The organism is Paraglaciecola arctica BSs20135 (assembly GCF_000314995.1).
Taxonomy (GTDB): Bacteria; Pseudomonadota; Gammaproteobacteria; order Enterobacterales; family Alteromonadaceae; genus Paraglaciecola; species Paraglaciecola arctica.
The window spans coordinates 19,142-39,814 of sequence record NZ_BAEO01000043.1 but is presented as its reverse complement, the minus strand read 5'-3'; the positions used below and the strand labels follow the sequence as shown (position 1 = coordinate 39,814).

Sequence of the window (20,673 nt, the reverse complement as noted above, 5' to 3'; positions counted from 1 at the left end):
CTTCGGCTCAAGAAACATACCTTATTTATGCTCTATCTGGTTCAGTCAAACAAAATGGAATGCTTAGCTGAGAGTTTAATCAGCTGTTTGCAAGAAACGGCAGGTCAGGGCAGTTCGGTATTTGATTCAGATCAAATATTGGTACAAAGCCCAGGCATGTCCCAGTGGTTAAAAATTCAAATAGCTGAAAAACTAGGTATAGCTGCGAATATTGACTTCCCACTGCCGTCGAGTTTTATTTGGCAATTATACCAACAGCATATTCAAGACCTGCCTGATCAATCAGCCTTTACTAAGCCCAATATGTCATGGAAACTCATGTCGATATTGCCCACTATGCTTGAGCAAGCTGAATTTGCCGCCATTGCACAATATTTGTCGGATTCACAACCTCTTAAGTTGTATCAACTAGCAGCTAAAATTGCTGATGTGTACGATCAATATTTGGTTTATCGACCCGATTGGATCATACATTGGGAAGCGGGTCATAATGATATTCCTGATAGCCATGATAAAAGTATCTGTGAATCTCACCCATGGCAGCCTATTTTATGGCGTGCTTTGGTTACCAATAGTGAGGCCTTAGGTGAATCACCTTTTCATAGAGCCAATTTACATCACACTTTGCTTGAAGCATTACATACTGCGAACAATGCCGCTAAAGCTGAAAAACCACTTATGGTGTTTGGTATTTCAGCTATGCCGATGCAGCAGCTAGAAGTACTCAGTGCCTTGGCTGAAACCCGAGATGTGTTGATATTTTGGTTTAACCCAAGTCAGCATTATTGGGGCGATATTGTTGATAAAAAAACTCAGGCCAAAGCCCAGCTTAAAGCCATAGATAATACAGAATTAGCCGGTGTCGAGTTTTTAGATATTGGTAATCCATTGCTTGCTTCTTGGGGCAAGTTAGGCCGAGATTACCAAGATATGTTACTTGGCCTAGACTTGCAGCAACAAGACTGCTTTATCGATATTCAACCTGAATGTTTACTGCAGCATATTCAGTCTGATGTGAACAACTTACAGTTTAGAGCAACTGCAGATGAACTAGATGCTAGTGAGTTGTTATCTAACGGCAAAACTTATCCAAAAGTTGAAATTGCTGCATCAGACCACTCTTTACAAGTGCATGCTTGTCATTCAAAAGTACGTGAGCTAGAGATACTTCACGATCAATTATTAAAACGTTTTAACGACAATCCCGATTGGCACCCTGGTGATGTGATTGTGATGATGCCTGATGTCGCCACTTACGCGCCTTTTATTGAAGGTGTATTTGGTGCGGTAGATCATAAGTTGGCTATTCCTTATGCCATATCAGACCGTAATGTGGGTCAAGTCTCACCTTTGTTAAGCAGTTTTTTGCAGTTGATGAAATTACATCAAAGCCGCTTAACTTTATCTGAAGTATTGTCTTTGCTTGAAGTGCCTGCGGTGCAGCGCAAATTTGCGATTGATCCCCAAGAATTTGAGTTATTACAACATTGGTTAACCGATGCAGGTGTGCGCTGGGGTTGGAACGAACAAGATAAACAACGTTGGGATCTGCCTGCTGAAAAACAAAATACTTGGGTGTTTGGTTTGCAGCGATTGTTAGCCGGTTATGCCATGGCAAGCACAGAGCTGTACCAAGGCAAACAAGAATTGATTTCGGCTTATGCTGATATAGAAGGTCAGCAAGCTGTGGCTTTAGGTAAGTGTTATCAGTTTACCGGCGCACTGTTAAAAGTATTGGCATTTTGCCAGCAGTCACAAAACATTCAGCAAAAAGTCGAGCAATCCCTCGAGTTGTTATCTGAGTTGTACGATGCCGATGAAACTGAACAGTCGGATATGTTGATCCTTCGAGAAACCCTCGAAAAAATGTTAGTTCACAGCCAGCAATATACAGATGAGATTGATCAAGATGTGTTTGTGAGTGAATTACAGCAAAACATTCAGGAAACCGGCGTAGGCCAGCGATTTTTAGCGGGTTATGTGAATTTTTGTACTTTGATGCCGATGCGAAGTATCCCCTTTAAAATGGTGTGTTTGTTGGGCATGAATGACAGCGATTATCCACGGCAAAGTGTGCCCATGGGATTTGACTTAATGCGTTTGGCACCTGCTAAACGTGGCGACAGATCTCGCAGGTTAGATGACAGATATTTGTTTTTAGAAGCCTTATTGTCGGCCAGAGAACAACTGTATTTTAGCTATCAAGGGTTTAGTCAAAAAGACAATAGTCTCATGGCTCCTTCAATTTTACTCAGTGAATTACTGGAATATTGCCAACAAGGTTTTTGTTTGAATGGTGAATTGGGGTTGCAGGTAGAAGATACCGAGGCAAATCTACTTGCGCACTTAACGGCTAAACATAAATTACAGCCTTTTAATCAGGCTTACTTTGAGACTGCTGTAGCTGATAACAAACCTGAGTCTTTTTTAAGCTTTAATCAAAAACAACAAAATATTGCCGAGCAATTGCAGCAAGCTTCGCTAGCATTGAAGTTTAATAGCGCCCCTTTGACTCAATCTTTAGAGCAATCAACTCAGCTAGAGCTTGAAACATTGATACAGTTTTTCCAAAACCCCGCTAAAGCGTTTTTTATTCAGCGTTGGCAAACCCGTTTTTACCCACTAGGCCAACAAAATAGCGATGAAGAACCTTTTGCATTTGATGGACTCGACAGATACCAAGTAAACGAAAGATTGGTTCAACACACTCTTGCTATGGCCCTTAGCGAAGATCCAGACATTGCAGCGGCACAGCTCGACGAGCAACAAAATATTAGCTTTGGATTATTAAATAAATTAAGAGCCGAGGGCAAATTACCAGTAGGGCAAACGGGTGAATTAGCACTTAGACCATTAAACAAACAAAGCAGCGACTTAGCGCAACAAATTACTCAGTTGAGTCAATCGATTAACACATCACAAAGTGTGGATATTGAATTGCGGTTTGATGACATCACTTTATTAGGTCGTGTAGCTAATCTTTATGGCCAAGACTTAATACTCTGGCGAACCGGAAAACTCAGGGCTAAAGATCGCATAGCCTTGTATTTACAATGGCTTTGTTTGTGCGCCAATGGTTGTAAAACGGGACTCAGTCAGGCCCATTTTATAAGCACCGAAAAATTGTATTCATTGCCTGTCATAGAAAAACAACAAGCCAAGCAGCAATTAGCTATTTGGCTTGAGCATTGGCAGCGTGGTGCCGATCAAATATTACATTTTTACCCCGAAGCCGCTTGGCAATGGGTAAGCACTCAAGATATAAACAAAACCTTAAGCACTTTTATAGGCAATGACTTTGCTGCAGGCGAGGGCGGTGAAGCCCACATTCAAAGGGTTTGCCCTGATTTAGGCGAACATTTTGAAGGCTTTAGCCAAATAGCTGAAGTGTTACTTTTACCTCTTGTTGCATTAGGTGAAGCCAAATGAATCTTACACCTAATGACATCGCTACAGTCCAATCAACGTCGATGCAACCACTAGATACGCTCACCTTTCCCTTGTCTGGTGTATCGCTGATTGAAGCCAGTGCAGGCACGGGTAAAACTTACACCATAGTCAATTTGTATATTCGTTTGTTACTCGGCCATGGCTGCGCGCCTTTGGGCGTTGAGCAAATATTAGTGGTTACTTTTACCAATGCCGCCACAGGTGAATTAAAAGAGCGTATTCGCCAGCGTTTGCGCCAGGCCTACTTAGACTTTTTTGCTAAAGCTAGCCAAGACACCTTTATACAACAGCTTATTGATCAAAGTGACAATGTTGAACTCGATTGCCAGCGACTCGCCTTAGCCAGTAAACAAATGGACGAAGCAGCTGTGTACACCATTCACGGCTTTTGTCACAAAGCACTGACCGAGCATGCCTTTGAAAGTGGTGCTATGTATGAACAGAGTTTTATTTTAGATGAAAGTGAATGGCTAAAATTAGCGGCCGAGGATTATTGGCGTAAACATGTGGTGCCTCTGCCACAGCAAAGTTTGCAGTTACTGTTAAAACATTGGGCGACACCCGATGCCATGCTTAAAGGTATTGGCCGTTTGCTGAGTCAACATGCTACGCCCCATCAAACTTGTGATATTGATGCTGCAATCAAAAGTGTTGATCAATACGCCGAGCAAGTTGCCAAACTTAAAACTTGGTGGTTAACAAATGACGTCAGCCAACAACTCAGCAAGGCCAACTTAAATGGCCGCGCTAAATTGGGAAAATTGCCAACGCTACAAGATATGCAGGCATTTTGTAAAAGTGATCTATTACAAATTGATTTTGATAAGACTGGCTGGCTGTTGTTCTCACCTGAACAAATCACTAAGGCTGCCAAAAAAGGCAGTGAGGATCTGTCCCACTTAGATTTTAGCCAGTTTGAAGTGCTACAAAACATGTTACTGGGTTGCCAACAAAAGTTAACCTTAGCCTTTAGTCAACACGCTATGGCTGTGGTGTCGGCAAACCTTGCTTCTCACAAACAAATGTTACATTTGTTATCGCCTGACGATCTACTGGTTGGTTTGCAGCGAGCTATTAATCAACAAGCAGACTCTGATAATAAAACGAATGCTTTGGCCAACACTATTAGGCAAAACTACCCAGTCGCTTTGATAGATGAATTCCAAGATACCGATCCTGTGCAGTTTGAGGTGTTCCAAGGTATTTACGGCACGTCTAAAGAAGAGCCAGAAACAGGGAGCCAAGCCTGTTGGATCATGATTGGCGACCCCAAACAAGCGATTTACGCGTTTCGTGGTGCAGACATTTTTACGTATATCAAAGCCAAAGACTGGGTTGCTAAGCAGCGGCATTTTACCTTAGCCACTAACTGGCGTTCAGCGCCAAAACTAGTAAAGGGCATTAACCAGTTATTTGAAAGTAGCCGTAAAGGCTTTTTGTTCGAACAAAGTATTCCATTTTATCCGGTACAAGCAGGGCGAGATTTTGCGGGTTTAACGGTGCAAGGTAAAGCCGTTGAGAGTTTAGACTTTAATCATTTGTGCAGCAGCGAAAACTTACCTATTTCAGCCAACGAAGCGTCTGGGCAATTAGCCATTGCTACGGCTAATCAAATATCTCACTGGTTGTCTTTAGCCAAAACAGAGCAAGCGCTGATAAAAAACCGTGCCATCACAGCTGGAGATTGTTGCGTATTAGTGCGTAATCGTAATGAAGCTCAAGTGATTAAAAATGCTTTGTCAGCGGTTAATGTGGCTAGTGTGTTTTTAGCCCGCAAGAGTGTGTTTGCTACACAAATTGCAGTTGACCTATTTAGATTACTCAAAGCCCTTAGCCAACCTACGGATGAGCGCTTATTAAAAGCAGCCTTGATGAGTGAGTTATTCACCTTTGATGCCCAGCAGTTAGATAATTTGTTTAACGATGAATCAAGTTGGCAAGAGGTTTTGGAACAACGTTTTTACTGGCATCAAACCTGGCAAAAACAAGGTTTGATCCGTGCAATAAACCAAGTGTTGCGACACTTTGACGTAGAACAAGGTTTGATTAAACATCAAGCCGATGGTTTAAGACGTGTCACCGACTTACGTCATTTAACCGAATTGTTACAACAGCAAAGTTTACAGTTGGTAGGCGAAGCGCAGCTTATTCATTGGTTTGAAAGTTGTTTGTTAGAGCCAGATCACAATAACGACAACCAACAAATTCGTTTAGAAAGCGATGCCAATTTAGTACAGATCATCACTTTGCATTCCTCTAAGGGGTTGGAATTCCCCTTAGTGTTTATACCTTTTGCTAGCAGTTATAAAACCGCGCAACAAGCCTTGTATCACAACGATGAACAGCAGCTTGAAGTGGACTTTTTATTGAAAGACCAAAACCTCCAAAAAGCTGATTTTGAGCGTTTAGCCGAAGATATCCGTTTGTTTTATGTGGCCGTTACCCGTGCTGTATATTATTGCTCTATTGGTGTGTGGAATATCAACTTAGGCAAGAGCAAAAAAGTATCAGGCTTTGGGCAATCAGCCTTAGGTTGTTTGTTGATGTCGAGCAAAGACGAACCTGAAACTGATCCACAACTAAGCATTAGCGATCAGCATATAGCTCAACGTATTCAGGCCTTAGGGGCTAAGTGTGACTTGTCTTATCGTCACTTTACACAAGTACAAAGGGAAGTACCTCAGGGGCTTGTATCACAAGACAGTGAAACACAACTGCCACAACTTAAAGCCTTACAATTGCTCAAGCCGGTTAACAGGGCATGGCGTTTAACCAGCTATTCAGCCATTAGTAGTCAGCAAGTGCATTTAGATATGCCTGCGCCGGGGCAAGATGAAGGCCAAGACCAAGTGTTAAATCTTCTTCAGGGGGAAGAAATCACTGAGCAATCAGCACAAAACGCCGAGCTGGCGCAAAGTCCATTTAGTTTTGAACGCGGCGCTAACGCAGGGTCGTTTTTACATGGAGTGTTAGAAAATATTGATCTGCAAAAGCCTCAGCAACTTGCTGAAGTGATAACCCAACAATCCACTTGGTTTGGTATTGGTGAGCAATGGCATGGCTGCCTAGAAAACTGGTTAACAGATGTATTGCTTACGCCATTTAGTGCGGCTGAAGCAGAAACACCTGCAATAAGTTTGGCGCAGTTATCTGCTAAACAAGTCAAAGTAGAGATGGAATTTCACATGCCCTTGCATGAAGTGAAGGTGGATGACTTCAATCGCATCATTAATCAGAATTTTAAACAACACAAGCGTGACTACCAGTTCGAGCAACTTAACGGCATGATCAAAGGTTTTATCGACTTAATGTTTGAATTTGAAGGCAAGTTTTATGTAGCCGACTATAAGTCTAACCATTTAGGTGATAGTTATGACAACTACCATTATTCGGCCATGGAAGAGGCTATGACAGGCCACGATTATCATCTACAAGCGATTTTATATACCTTAGCCTTACATCGCTGGCTACAACACAAACTACCTAATTACGATTATCACACTCATATTGGTGGCGCTTATTACTTATTTATTCGCGGCATGAGCCAAACAGTGCCTGGCAATGGTGTGTATTTTGTTTTACCTGAAAAATCAATGATCCAAGCATTAGATGATTTGTTCTCAGGTAAGCCGTCGGCGAAAACAGAGCCTCAGCTTAATGAAGAGCCTCAGCTTAATGAAGAGCCTCAGCTTAATAAAGAGCCTCAGCCTGATGAAAAGCCTCAACAACAAGGACAGTTAGACTTATGGTAAGCCAGCTATGTTGATGCAAGTGCAAAACAATCCAGCCTTAAAAGACGCACTTGAGCAACTACTTAAGATGTCAAAAATTCGCGCTATCGATATGGCCTTTGCCGATTTTGTTTATAGTGAAGAGTCTGCTCTAGATAATTCAGATAGAGAATGCCTCACTATGTTGGCGGCTTACGTAAGCGCCCAAACCGGTGAACAACATAGCTGTATTAACGTAGAAAGTTTAGGCCAACCATTTTCAGGTGTCTATCATTTCCCAGAAGCAAAAATACTGCAAAGTTATATCGAAAAGGCACTTACTTTCGCGAACGTGGCTGCAACTGTCAGTAACTTAGATGAAAACACCGCAAAACCGCTAGTGCTGCAAAACGGCAAGCTCTATTTGCAGCGATATTGGCAATACGAGTCGCAACTAGCGGCTATCATCAGAGAAAAAGCCGCTAAAATACTAGACTTGGATCTTGCTTCTGCGCAGATTTTATTAAGTGATTTGTTTGAAGAACAACAGTCATCTCTCGATTGGCAGAAAATAGCGGTATGTATTGCTGCCAGCCAAACACTGAGTTTTATTACTGGTGGGCCGGGCACAGGTAAAACCACTACAGTCACAAAACTGCTGGCGTTATTACAAGGGCTCGCCGCTAAAAAGGGTAAAGTACTAAATATACAATTAGTAGCACCAACAGGTAAAGCCGCGGCAAGATTGACAGAGTCCATCAGCGCCGCAAAACAAAAATTACCTACTGATCTACAAACAAATTTGCCGGAACAATGTCAAACCATTCATCGCTTATTAGGCGCTAAGCCACAAAGCCCTTATTTTAAAGCCAATGCCAGTCATCCATTACATTTGGATGTGTTGGTACTTGATGAAGCATCAATGGTCGACTTACCGCTAATGGCAAAACTATTCGCAGCACTGCCAAAAGATGCGCAGATTATTTTGTTAGGCGATCAAGACCAACTAGCCTCGGTAGAAACCGGCAGTGTATTATCAGATATCTGCGCTGCCAGTCACTTTCAAGATAAGCATTTACAAAATGAACACTCTAATGGTGAAAGTCTCGATTCTACTTTGATGGCGTATAGCGAAACTATGCAGCAGCATTTAGCAAAGTTGCTCTGTGTACCTAATTTGGAAGTTGTTACCACTGCAACGACTGATCAAAGTGTTATCCAAGACAATGTGGTCAGGTTAATCAAAAGCCATAGATTTGGCGAAAACAGCGGCATCGGGCAATTAGCTAAACAGGTCAAAGCAGGGCAGGTTGCGCGATGCCTTAGTTTGTTAAATAACGATCAGTTTAGCGACATAAATTGGTATCAACCTACGCAAACTTCACCACAGACCGTTGCTAGTGAAATACTCAAAACACTTATCACGCAACTCTTGCCTATTTATAAACAATACACTCAAGCGATACAACAAGGTGACTTACGCCAAGCATTTCAATATTTGCATCAACAACAAGTGTTATGCGCCCAAAAGAGTGGATATTGGGGCGTTACGCAGCTAAATGTTTTGATCGAGAGCGAATTGCACAAACAAGGCTTGATAGATAATAGCAAAGACTTCTATGTTGGCAGACCGGTTATGTTATCGAAAAATGATCACCAGCTTAAGTTGTTTAACGGTGATGTGGGCATAGTTATGCCAGACCCTAACAATGTTGCTTTAACCAAAGTTTGGTTTGTGACACCCGAAGGTGAGCTCAGAGGATTGTTGCCTAGTCGTTTGCCTAGTTTAGAAACTTTGTACGCTATGACTATTCATAAAAGCCAAGGGTCTGAGTTTGAATCGGTTTATTTATGTTTGCCGCCTATTACGGCTAATAATCAGGGCAGGGGGTTGAATAGGGAGTTGATTTATACTGGCCTTACTCGTGCTAAGAAGAAGTTTGGGTTATTTGGTGAGAGTAAGGCGTTGAGTTTAAGTTTGGGGCAGCAGTGTGTGCGGGGCAGTGGTTTGTCAGAGAGGTTGTTGAGGTGAGTTCAGATTGGAGATCTTTACTGGTAAATAAAACTCTCCTTTATGCTAGTACGTACAAGTACATCTCTACTTAGGACAGCCATAGATTAATTAAGGGACAAAATTGGCGACTTACTAAATGAAAGAAATCAACATAGTTATTTTAGTGTTGTTAATTTTAACCATTCCTGTTTTCGGAATTGGAATAATATTCGGCTTAGCTGGAAGTACTGCTGGGTATTACCTGATGATAAGTCTCGGTTATTTAATTGGAATTGTATCTTCGGTATTGGGGCTTTTTTGGGAAAAATTTAGATACCTTGCTTTAGTCGGTTTATTCTTAATTGCTCTAGGTATTATCTTGGATGGCATGTTTTGGAAAAAGCACAATCGAGAACTTTGCGAGGAACTTAGGGCAGAACCATCATGCACTGAATCTGAGAATGGCTTTAGTTGTACTGATTTTGATGGCATGGATTTTTCGACGGGTAAAAGTATTTGTCATTAATCATATAGCCATTTATCAAGCATTTATCAGTTAAGTCTTAGTTATTTAATATTGGATTTCAAATGACATTATTACAAACAATAACAGCGTTAATGCCTGTTTTATCTGTACTTGTTTTCCTGATTATAATGCGTTGGCCGGCAATGAAGGCAATGAGTATTAGTCTAGCTATCACTGCCTTGATGAGTTACTTATTTTGGCATGTTCCTATTGTACAAATAACCGCTTCTATCATTGAAGGTTGGTTCATTGCAGCGTCAATTTTAATTATTGTTTTCGGCGCAATATTTTTACTTAAAACGTTATCGCAAAGTGGCGCAATTGACGTTATTAAACAAGGTTTTATGGATATAACACCTGATCGTCGTATTCAACTCATTATTATTGCTTGGTTATTTGGTAGTTTTTTAGAGGGGGCGTCGGGTTTTGGTACGCCAGCAGCCATTTGTGCGCCTTTGCTGGTTGCGCTGGGCTTTAATCCACTTGCCGCGGTGTCTTTAGCATTAATTGCTGACTCTTCAGCGGTATCCTTTGGTGCCGTTGGCACTCCAGTTTTGGTGGGCATTAAACGGGGTTTATCTGAAGTTTCTGCAAGCCAATTACAAGATATTGCAACTACAGCCATCAGCATTGATTTATTTGTTGGGATATTTATTCCTCTGATAATGGTCAGTATTCTGACTCGGTTTTGGGGTGAAAATCAATCTTATAAGGAAGGTTTAGCACTTTGGCCATTTGCAATTTTTTCCGGCCTTGCGTTCATTTTTCCTGCCTGGGTTGTTGCGAATCTATTAGGACCTGAATTCCCGTCAATTATCGGAGGGCTCATTGGTTTAGTATTAGTAATAAGTGCGGTGAAAATAGGTTTTTTAGTGCCTAAAAAAGTCTGGGGATTTAAAGCCGACAGAAACGATGACAGTGAGCCACTTCTGGTATCACAAAAGAAAATATCTATGTCCATGAGTCGTGCATGGGCTCCTTATGTATTAGCCGCCATTTTACTGGTGTTGACACGAGTGGATTTTCTGCCATTTAAGTCATTGTTGAACGGCGTTAAAATCAACTTTGTAGATATCTTAAATACGGGTATTTCTAATTCTATAAGTCCATTATATTTACCCGGATTTATTTTTATCTTAGTGTGTTTTGCGACGTTTTATTTGCATAAAATGGATAATAAACAAGCTTTCATGGCTATTAAAGAATCAACCAAAGCGTTATTGCCAACAGCATTGACACTTGGTGCAGCGGTTCCTTTGGTTAGGGTTTTTATTAATTCGAATGTGGCTGGTTCTACGCTAGGGAGTATGCCAAAAGAGTTAGCGTTAATGATGGCTGATAGTTTTGGTCAGGCATGGCCGCTTTTTGCTGCTTTTATTGGTGCTTTGGGGGCTTTTATTTCTGGCTCTGCCACTTTTTCAAATATGATGTTTTCCGACTTACAGCAGTCGACAGCCAACAATTTAAATATTTCTGAAAATATTATTCTGGCTTTACAAATGCTCGGGTCAAACGCCGGTAACATGATCTGTGTTGTTAATGTGGTTGCGGCATGTTCTGTGGTTGGATTAACAGGTAAAGAAGGCGCTGTTATCAGGATAACTATGGTGCCCATGCTAATGTATTGTTTGATGGTCGGTGCCGTATCTATGGTTTGGTTATCGTTTTAACATTATGTTTTAAACTTAATAAATTGGTTGGGGATTAATTCGCCCATAATAGGCTGACTTTAAAGTCTAAATTATGTTGAGAAAATTGTTAGTGATTTAGCGGGTGATGGAGGCACTGATTTAAAATACAGTATGTATAAATAACTAAAAAGAACGTAAAACAAACAATTTACAGGATACCGATTGCAAATCTTGTAGTATCTTAGTTTATTATTTGATTACCGATATCTATTGGTATTTTTACAAATATAAAAATATTTATTGCTACTTATAGGACTATATCTAAAAATAATGGTTGCTGGCACGGAAGATTCAGAAATATTAAGTGACAGGGTATTTATTCTGTATCAGGACTTACTGAGTGGCTTACTAATTAGTCTAGTGGCTAGTGCTGGCATGACGTTTGGATTTCAGAATGAGGGCATATTTAACGATAAATTAAATTGGTTTATCCTTATGTTGATTGTCCTTTTTGTTAGGTTAACCGATTGGTTTTATTGGCAAAAAAACATAGGTCGCGACGAACTAAAGAGTGGCGTTGCCGAACTATATCGATTTAGGGCAGGAAACATAGCGACAGCTTTGGTTTGGTCTTTTTATGGTGTATATTTTTTTGATAGTCTGTCGTTAATTGAATTCTCAACTACTATTATCATTCTTTCGTCGATGGCAGGCGGTGGCAGTACGGTTCTTGCGGCAGATAAAATCACTTCAATTAGCTATTCTATTATTCTACTGATCCCAATATCTCTTCTTGGCATAACTTCAGATCAAACCCATCATTATGTTCTAGGATTGTTAGGCCTCAGCTTTTCTGGGGTGATGGTTATTTCTGGGTTAAAATCCTCAAAATTCACATTACAAGCTATTAAAATAAAGCATCACAATGAGCAGTTAGTCACCCATAAAGATGAGCTTTTACTTAAAATAAAGCAACATAATGAAATGTTGGAACAAACTATTCATATTCGCACTAAAGAGGTGGTTCGAGTTTCGAATATCGACCCATTAACCAACTTAGCTAATCGCAAAGCATTTTCTACTATTATTAACGACCTTATTCGCAATGCTCAAAAAATGCAGCAAAGCATTGCAGTACTATTTATCGATTTGGATGGTTTTAAAGCTATTAATGATCAAAATGGCCATGCAACTGGCGATATTGTGTTAGCTAGAGTAGCAAAAAGACTTAGTGAAATAACTGAAAACAAATATGAAGTTTGTAGATGGGGAGGGGATGAGTTTATCGTCGCCATGGTAAATGTAACTGTCGAACAGGCAAAGTTGTTTGCTACTGAGGTCATTAAGGAAATTAAGCGGCCCATTGAATTGAGTGTCAATGCAGTTGGTGTAGGAGCAACCATAGGTATATCAATTTATCCTGATCATGCCAGTACTGGGGACGATTTGATACTTTTGGCAGACACAGCCATGTATAAACAAAAATTAGTAAAAATTTCAAATGTATTAGTTTTTACTGAGCAAATGCGAGAAGTGCTGCTATTCAATAGCAGCTTAAAAACAGGCTTAGAAAATGCGCTGGCTAATAATCAATTATACCTTGTGTATCAACCTGTCGTTGATGGCCAAACAAATAACGTGACCTTTTGTGAAGCTCTGTTGCGTTGGCGTTGGGATGATAAGAACATAGCTCCAGACGATTTTATACCTATTGCAGAGCAATATGGATTTATCCATGAAATAGGTGCTTGGGTACTCAAGCGAGCATGCTTTGACGCAGTAGAATGGAGTTTAGGCGATGATGTTGCAATATCTGTTAACGTGTCTGTTGCCCAAATTATGAACGACGACATAATAGATATTGTCGAAAACGCTATAGTTAGCTCAGGTATATCTCCAGGGCGATTACACCTTGAGATAACTGAATCACTTTTTGCAGAAAATATAGATAAAGTGATTGATGTTGTAAGAAAGCTTCAGGCAATTGGTACTAAGATATCTATTGATGACTTTGGTACAGGTTTTTCATCGCTGGCCTTACTGCAAAACCTGTCTGCGAATATAGTAAAAATAGATAAGTGTTTTATTTCAGCATTAAACCAAGGAGGCAGGGCAATAATCCAAGCTACAATGAATATCGCCCATGATTTAAAGTTCGACGTTGTGGCAGAAGGTGTTGAAACTGCTGAACAAGTAGAAGCCCTTAAACTACTCGGAGTCAATAATTTACAAGGGTACTATTTTAGCAAACCGTTAAGGTACGCTGAGCTTAATACGTTCAATTTAATTCAGCAGTCGCTAGACAAAGTAACTGAAAAACAAAAAACTATTAGATCCTCAATGTAAACACCCTCAATTGGTAAGCCAATTTTGAATAAGTAACTAGGGATGTCTAGTTTATTATTGTTTAGTCAGCTAAGTGTTATCAGCCATTCTCAGGTAATAGCAATCCTTCGTCATCCTCAATATTCGCGTCATCCGTCAGCAAGCTAGAATAAACCCCATCCTTTGCTAGCAACTCCTGATGATTGCCTCGCTCTACAATTTTACCTTGGTTAAGCACCAGAATTTGATCTGAGTGGCGAATAGTGCTCAGGCGATGAGCAATAGCGATGACGGTCTTTTCCGCAAATAAACGCCCGATGGCTTTTTGGATCAGATTTTCGGTAACTGAGTCCACTGAACTGGTAGCTTCATCCAACATCATCACTTGGCCGCCTTGGGCGACTGAGCGCGCAAAAGAGATCAACTGAGCTTGACCCGCAGACAAATTACTACCACTATTTTTTAGCTCAAATTGGTACTGTCCAGGCAGCCCCAAAATAAAGTCGTGGGCATAAACGTATTGTGCGGCGTCGACCACTGCGTCGTCGCTGATTTCATCGGCGCCAAGGGAAATATTAAAATGGATATTCTGCTCAAACAGAAATACGTCCTGCTGCATCAGTGAAAACAAGTGCAACATTGCGTCTTTGGGAATACTCGACAGTTCAATGCCGTTCAGAAGAATGCTGCCTTCGTAGTCCATGTAGGTTTTACTCATGATACGAATGATGGTCGACTTGCCTGAGCCGGTTGTGCCCACCAAGGCTAATTGTTCGCCTTTGTTGAGCGTGAAGGACACATCATCTAAAACGTATGGGCCTACGCCGCCATACTGGAAACGTACATTTTTGAATTCGAGCGTCTCAAAATTAGCAAGCTTGTGTTGCAGCGATTCTTTTGGCAAAAGTTTTTGCCCTTGTTCTTCTAAGTCTTCCACAAAAAGTTCTTCTATGTGCTCAAAGGCTGCAAAAGAGCGCTGTATGGAGGCGATCTGCGAGGTGAAATCACGCAGCGGTACAAAGACTTTTTCCAAGGTATTGATAAAGGCGATTAGGACGCCAAGGCTGACAACGCCCTCAAGTACCTTACCTGAGCCATACCAAATAATGAGTCCGATAGTGATGGAGGTGATACCAGTAATAATTGAAAATAAGGTGGCATCGTATTTATTGGTTTTTAATTGTGCTCCTAGAAAATCTTCGGTGTAACCGTGATACTTAGACTCCACCTCTTCTTCAGCACCATACAACTGTACGGTTTTCACGCCCAACAAACACTCTTGTAAAAAGCCTGTTCCTTTGGCCAAAGATGAGCGGGTGATGGCATACATCTCACGCAGGCGATTGCGGACATACTGGGTCAGCATCAACACAGGAGGAAACACCAGCAATATCAACAAAGCTAATTGCCAGTTGATAAAAAACATAAATATCAGTACTGCTAAAGTATTGATGGAATCTTTCACTAAACTCAACACACCTAGCACGAAAGATTCACCTATGACTTCAAGGTCGCTGGTTAATCGCGACAATGTGACACCCGTAGGTGTTTTGTCATAATAGGTTCTGGGCAGTTTTAAAATGCGCTCAAACAAGGCCATACGAATATCGAAAACAGCTTTTTGACCAGTAATACGCAAAAAGTAGGTGTAGATGGCATCGGCAGTGTAATTGACGACTAATACTACTAACATAATCACAATCAACAACATCAGCCCTGCGTATATACCGGGAGTGAGGTGCTCATCTATCACTTGGATCACCAGCCATGGAAACAACAAGTTGGCAGCCACCGATAGCGGCATCATAAGCAAACCAATAATAGCGGTCTTTTTGTAGCGTGACGCGTAGTGAAAGAAATGTTTAAGGTACTGTAGATCAGGAGATTTAATCATGCTGCGGTCTCCGTCTCATGTTGTTGTAATTCCCAAGTCTCGCGGTAATAGCTGCACGATCCAAGTAGTTCGGCGTGAGTACCACGTGCGATGATTTCACCTTGTTCTAAAACCAGAATTTTGTCCATGTATTCAAGCGCGCTGACTCGGTGAGAAACCACCAATAAACTCTGCCCCTGAATACGATTGAATACTGCTTTTAGAATGGTTCGCTCTGTTTCGTAATCCACAGCCGACAACACATTGTCCATAATAATTAAGTCGCTGGGAGTGAGTAGAGCCCGTGCGATGCTCAGACGTTGTTTTTGTCCACCAGACAACATTATTCCTTTTTCACCCACTAGGGTTTGGTCACCGGCGCCAAAACGGCGCACATCTTCGCTTAACTGGCTGAGTTCGAGCACCTGCTCCACGTCGAGATCATCCGTGGCTTGGCCTTGGTGATTGGCGCCGAATTTAACATTTTCAAAAATCGTATCGGAAAACAGAAAAGGGTCTTGGGTAATAGTGCGCACATAGCTACGCCAATCCTGACGGGACATCTGTGTAATATCTTTACTACCCCAAAAAATGTGCCCCTTTTCAAGTGACAAGTGATGATTCAAACAATTTACTAAGGTACTTTTACCCGAACCTATGCTGCCTAAAACGCCTACTTTTTCACCGGGTTCAATGGTGAAACTGAGGTTTTTCAGAACTAGCTCATTGGGTTCATTTTTAGCGCTTGGGTAACTGTAGCTGAGGTTTTGTACCAATAGGGTCGATCCTCTTAAGGAGGACTTTTCAGCGTCGCTCATTCTCAACATATCAGTACTTGGCACCTCGTTATTGAGAATGTTCTGCACACTATCAATACTGATCATGCCCATTTGATAAACCGTGGCAATTCGTCCTAGATGCATCAAGGGTAGGGCAAGGAGGACAGAGTAGGACAAAAATGCAGTGATTTCGCCAATTGACAGCTTTGCCTGTAATAGATAATAACCGCCCAGTCCCAAAATCAGCACTTTCATGAAATGGTTGGCGTAATCTAGAATAGGCATAAAGAAGGTTTGAATTTTGGCTATTTGCATAGTGCAATCAAAGAGACGGCGATTAACCTTATCCACTTCGTTTGTGACCCAATCACCCATTTGCTGATTTTTAATCAAGTCGATGCCCGACAAGTAGTTCATTAACTGCTCGGACAAATTTTGCAAACGTATCAACCGCTGAGAATGTAAGGCTCGCAACTTTCTAAAACCAAGCCAGAAAATAACAGAGGCAATAACGATAGGGATCACAGAGTATAAAGTTAATTCGGGAGAGATCCTCCACATCCAGATAGGCGTTAGAGATAGTGCAAACAAAATATTAAACAACTGTAAAAAACCAATGCCATAAAACAGGCGTATGCCATTGAGGTCATTATTGATAATGGATATCAGTTTGCCTGATGCATATTTCTCATGAAAGGTAGAAGGCAAACGATTCAAACGATGAAAAACATCATTTTTCAAGGTCGCTTCGGTAATTCGTCCTGGGTTTAATGAATACATTCGCGACAGAATTCGCACCACCACCATGACCACCGATAGGGCTATTACCCACTGCACGTTTTCAAGCAAACCCTCTTTAGACTCAATGGTTGATTGATTGAGTAAATCTACTGCAAGCTGGATGTAGCGTGGGATTTCTACTTGAAGGTAATTCACCACAAAAATACATAGGATCGCAAACAAATAAGAATATTTGTTCAACAGCAAATAGTGAATGATGAATTTTGATTTAGTCATTGCTGCCCGATCCTTGTTTACAGATCGATGGATGTCTCGCAAGGCAGGCGTCGATAATCAGCTGTCTTGGATCTCCTTGTTCACTTAATTGCTCAAGTAACCAAGCAGGCAGGCGAATAGGTTGAGTTTTAACGCCGGGCTTGCGACCGCAACCGTTGCGCTTGCCACCGTGATCACAGCAAGCTTCATTGGACTTGTTGGGCATTTTTGTTCGCTTAGAAAGGAGTGTAGTAGAAAGGCTTGATAAGTGTACACTTATCAAGGGGGTTTTGCTAGCCACTATCTGCAACAAATACCTAGCAATGTAGTTCAGCAATAGCAGCTAAGGTATTTTAACTGGCGAAACAGTTTTCGGATAAATAGAAAAAAGCCCTTGAAAGGGACTCTCTACTTAGTATACCCATTGCAAATCTGTTGGTATGACACAGCATAGTTAATAAAATTACAATGGGTACTTCATGAATGGTTAATTAGTTAAGGTAGTACCGCCATCTACAGGAATAATTTGTCCTGTGATGAAAGCGCCAGCTTGACTGGCCAACATAATAGCAACACCTGCAATGTCGCTTGGTTCGCCCCAACGTTTCATTGGAATGGTTTGCAGTTCTTCTTCAAATGCTGCTTGGTCGGTACTTAGAAATTCAGTCATTTTTGAATAAAAACGTCCCGGCGCAATGGCATTGACACGAATATGTGATGCTGCTAATTCAGTTGCTAATATTCTTGTTACCTGATGAATGGCTGATTTTGATACCGCATAACTAAAGGTATCCAAGGCATTGCCCAAAATCCCAGCGATGGACCCTATGTTAATCACAGTAGAGGTGTTTTTTGCACTGGCATTTTTAGCTAGTAGGGGCGTCAATGCTTGGGTTAGGAAAAACGGGCTCTTAGCATTGATGTCCATTATTTTGTCCCAGCCCTTTTCAGGAAACTCACCAAAAGGAGCGGCCCAAGCCGTTCCAGCGTTGTTTACTAAGACGTCAATATGATCTTCACGTTTATTAATTTCTTGGACTAACTGAGTTAAGCCCTCAGTGGTCGATGCATCGCCCGGCAACGCAATACATTCGCCAAATTTACTGAGTTCTTCAGCTGCAGCAATACAGGCTGCAGCTTTGCGACCAGTGATGTAAACACGCTTCGCACCTGCCTCGAGAAAACCTTGGGCCATAAAGGCACCTAAACCACGATAACCACCGGTAATAACACAGATTTTTTGTTGCATAGAAAATAGATTTTCAAACATTGATTTCTCTCCTTAAATTGATTGGATTAATTTAACAAAGAAATCCCCGTGAAGAATATTTTTTAGAGTGATGATCTATTAGTCACAAAGCTGTAGGGCAGGTTGAAAAAGATTTGTGGTGCCTAATGACGTTAAAATCAGTAGGGTATTAATAAATTGCGATGGGAGTTTTTTTCGTAATTTGAAATTTTAACTCGACTTTTGCTTACTTATTGTTTTTTATAACAAGCTAATTAGTGATTATTACGGCATGATCTTGTCTTAACTGACATTAATTCCAATGCTCGTTATTAGATAGCTTAATAATATTGACTGTACAAAGGACACTATACTATGCCCACTCTGTTTAGTTCGATTCGTATCAGGATAATGATTGGCTATGCCGCCATTTTACTGGTTACTCTAGTGGCTGCAATTATTCTAACTAGTAGTAGCAAATTTGTGCAGGGTAAAGTGGGGAGTTTCGTACAGCAGACCCTGCCTGCATTAAATAATATTAATATCTTGCAGACGACCTCTAAAGAATTAGTACTCAAAGGGTATTCCCTCTACGGCACCACACTCTCTACAGAGCAATTTCAAATTGACAGACAACAATTGCAGCAACAGTTAGATACTGCAAATAAGCAGTTAGCAAGTTCATCATCAAAAGCTAAGGTTGATAACAGCATTGGAAAGGTTAAAGGTGCCTTGAATAGGTTGTACGAGGTGATGAATCAATCCAATGTTGACTGGGACTTAGCTCGTGAACATTTAATGGCTCTTGATCAGCAAGCTGGTGAACTAACCGTTGAATTGGATAAGCTGCGAGATACTATTGCAATTGAAACTGGCAAGAGTGTTGATGAGATTGACACGCAACTGGATACCAGTTTTATCATAGTTATAGTGTTAGTGACTGTGCTAATTTTAGTGGCTGTGGGCGCATATCTGATATCCCAAAAACAAATTGCTCAGCCTATAGTGTCATTGGCTAAACAATTGGATTTACTCTCAAGTCACAGAGACTTAACTAAAACGTTATCTGCTCACTCAACTTTAGAAGTGGGGAGCATGGCTGGCAGCATAAATGGTCTACTTAGGATGTTTCAATCTGGCATGGCCGATGTTAATCAGGCTATCAGCAGCATTGATCAGTCAGTGAAACAATTGGGGACCAGTACGCAGCGATCGGGGGCAACCGTAGGACAATTACAAGCCGATATAGGGACGCTTGTAGAGCTAATGGCCACACTTGAGCAGGACATGCAGCAAAGTTTGGAATGTTCTGAATCTGCGGCGGATGAAGCCAAACAGGGTGCTGACAACATGGCACAAGGCCAGCAAAAAGTGCAAGAAACTGCCTGTAGCATTGGTGAGCTTGCAGATGATATTGAAATTACCGCTGCGGAATTACTGTCTCTGCAAACTGCCGGCAATCAAGTCTCTAATGTGGTTAAAACCATTGCTGATATTGCCTCTCAAACTAACTTGTTGGCCCTAAATGCTGCCATCGAAGCGGCTAGAGCTGGTGAGACAGGTAGAGGTTTTGCGGTGGTAGCTGATGAAGTCAGAACTCTAGCTATCCGTACCCAACAATCTACTGATGAAATCAATACTATGTTGGAGAATATAGTGGTTTCCATTCAATCAGCTGTTACCAATATGGACTCTAATCAAGGCAAAGCTAAAAAGTCTGTGGATCTGGCCAATGATTTGGTTGAGACACTTGAAACGGGACGCAAAAGCATTTTGTCACTGGTAAAAGTCAGTAAAGAATCGGCGCAATTAGCAGCCAACTCTAAGAATATTTCGGTTGACGTTCGTGAGCAGGTACAAGCCTTTAAACACCTTGGTGATTCAGTATCCGAAGGAAATGCCAGTAATTCTAAAGCTTCAGATTCATTGGCACAGCTAGCCGCTAGTTTATCTAAGACTCTGGAGCAATTTAAGCTTTAGATCCACATGTCGCTGCTTGGTGATTTTTCAGTCCCTAGGCTAATATTTAAGTATTAGTGGTGATCTCTCGCATTCGACTTAGTTGATTTAAGTGATCCCACAAGTTTATCCCTAAGATGGGGTTCTTCTTTGTTTCCTGCTGCAGATCCTGCCCCGTTCTTTTGTATGTAGCGAAGTGTGAA

The 20,673-nt window shown here is 41.2% G+C and carries 10 protein-coding genes; 7 read left to right on the top strand and 3 right to left on the bottom strand.

The genetic code is table 11. The annotated features are described in order from the left end of the window. Nucleotides 1–27: 27 nt before the first annotated feature. The 6 genes from recC (at nucleotide 28) to GARC_RS14440 (ending at nucleotide 13,656) form a co-directional block, all read left to right on the top strand. A complete protein-coding gene (gene recC, locus GARC_RS14465; protein ID WP_081587560.1) occupies nucleotides 28–3,429 on the top strand; it encodes an exodeoxyribonuclease V subunit gamma in 3,402 nt (1,133 codons plus the stop codon). Next, nucleotides 3,426–7,202, top strand: a complete 3,777-nt coding sequence (gene recB, locus GARC_RS14460; RefSeq protein WP_007621415.1) for an exodeoxyribonuclease V subunit beta — start codon at nucleotides 3,426–3,428, stop codon at nucleotides 7,200–7,202. Before recC ends, recB begins: the two co-directional genes overlap by 4 nt. A gap of 7 nt (nucleotides 7,203–7,209) precedes the next feature. Beyond that, entirely contained in the window at nucleotides 7,210–9,192 is a 1,983-nt protein-coding gene (recD, locus tag GARC_RS14455) for an exodeoxyribonuclease V subunit alpha (protein WP_007621414.1), read from the top strand. A 118-nt stretch (nucleotides 9,193–9,310) separates the two neighbouring features. Then, the gene (locus GARC_RS14450) at nucleotides 9,311–9,679 is read left to right on the top strand and encodes a hypothetical protein (protein ID WP_007621413.1); all 369 of its coding nucleotides are present in this window, start codon (nucleotides 9,311–9,313) and stop codon (nucleotides 9,677–9,679) included. A 62-nt stretch (nucleotides 9,680–9,741) separates the two neighbouring features. Then, on the top strand, nucleotides 9,742–11,349 hold the full coding sequence (locus GARC_RS14445) for an L-lactate permease (RefSeq protein WP_007621411.1): 1,608 nt from the start codon (nucleotides 9,742–9,744) through the stop codon (nucleotides 11,347–11,349). 291 nt (nucleotides 11,350–11,640) lie between these two features. After that, nucleotides 11,641–13,656 (top strand): putative bifunctional diguanylate cyclase/phosphodiesterase, encoded by a 2,016-nt coding sequence (locus tag GARC_RS14440; protein ID WP_007621409.1) that lies wholly within the window; start codon nucleotides 11,641–11,643, stop codon nucleotides 13,654–13,656. 79 nt (nucleotides 13,657–13,735) lie between these two features. Here GARC_RS14440 and GARC_RS14435 read toward each other — a convergent pair whose 3' ends face one another. From GARC_RS14435 to GARC_RS14420, 3 genes are all read right to left on the bottom strand, one after another. Further along, complete coding sequence (locus GARC_RS14435; RefSeq protein ID WP_039989722.1) at nucleotides 13,736–15,529, bottom strand: ABC transporter ATP-binding protein; 1,794 nt, start codon at nucleotides 15,527–15,529, stop codon at nucleotides 13,736–13,738. Next, nucleotides 15,526–17,304 carry an ABC transporter ATP-binding protein gene (locus GARC_RS14430; protein WP_007621406.1) on the bottom strand — a complete coding sequence of 593 codons (1,779 nt, stop codon included), beginning with the start codon at nucleotides 17,302–17,304 and terminating at the stop codon, nucleotides 15,526–15,528. The genes GARC_RS14435 and GARC_RS14430 overlap by 4 nt, the downstream gene beginning before the upstream one ends. 466 nt (nucleotides 17,305–17,770) lie before the next feature. Then, complete coding sequence (locus GARC_RS14420; RefSeq protein WP_007621404.1) at nucleotides 17,771–18,553, bottom strand: SDR family oxidoreductase; 783 nt, start codon at nucleotides 18,551–18,553, stop codon at nucleotides 17,771–17,773. Nucleotides 18,554–18,886: 333 nt separating this feature from the next. Here GARC_RS14420 and GARC_RS14415 point away from each other — a divergent pair, with 333 nt between their 5' ends. Beyond that, on the top strand, nucleotides 18,887–20,491 hold the full coding sequence (locus GARC_RS14415; protein WP_081587559.1) for a methyl-accepting chemotaxis protein: 1,605 nt from the start codon (nucleotides 18,887–18,889) through the stop codon (nucleotides 20,489–20,491). Nucleotides 20,492–20,673: the final 182 nt, after the last annotated feature.

Excerpts from the sequence above, each read along its gene's own strand:
- recC (WP_081587560.1), top strand. The coding sequence starts at position 28 with ATGCTCTATCTGGTTCAGTCAAACAAAATGGAATGCTTAGCTGAGAGT.
- recB (WP_007621415.1), top strand. The coding sequence starts at position 3,426 with ATGAATCTTACACCTAATGACATCGCTACAGTCCAATCAACGTCGATG.
- recD (WP_007621414.1), top strand. The coding sequence starts at position 7,210 with ATGTTGATGCAAGTGCAAAACAATCCAGCCTTAAAAGACGCACTTGAG.
- GARC_RS14450 (WP_007621413.1), top strand. The coding sequence starts at position 9,311 with ATGAAAGAAATCAACATAGTTATTTTAGTGTTGTTAATTTTAACCATT.
- GARC_RS14445 (WP_007621411.1), top strand. The coding sequence starts at position 9,742 with ATGACATTATTACAAACAATAACAGCGTTAATGCCTGTTTTATCTGTA.
- GARC_RS14440 (WP_007621409.1), top strand. The coding sequence starts at position 11,641 with ATGGTTGCTGGCACGGAAGATTCAGAAATATTAAGTGACAGGGTATTT.
- GARC_RS14435 (WP_039989722.1), bottom strand. The coding sequence starts at position 15,529 with ATGATTAAATCTCCTGATCTACAGTACCTTAAACATTTCTTTCACTAC.
- GARC_RS14430 (WP_007621406.1), bottom strand. The coding sequence starts at position 17,304 with ATGACTAAATCAAAATTCATCATTCACTATTTGCTGTTGAACAAATAT.
- GARC_RS14420 (WP_007621404.1), bottom strand. The coding sequence starts at position 18,553 with ATGTTTGAAAATCTATTTTCTATGCAACAAAAAATCTGTGTTATTACC.
- GARC_RS14415 (WP_081587559.1), top strand. The coding sequence starts at position 18,887 with ATGCCCACTCTGTTTAGTTCGATTCGTATCAGGATAATGATTGGCTAT.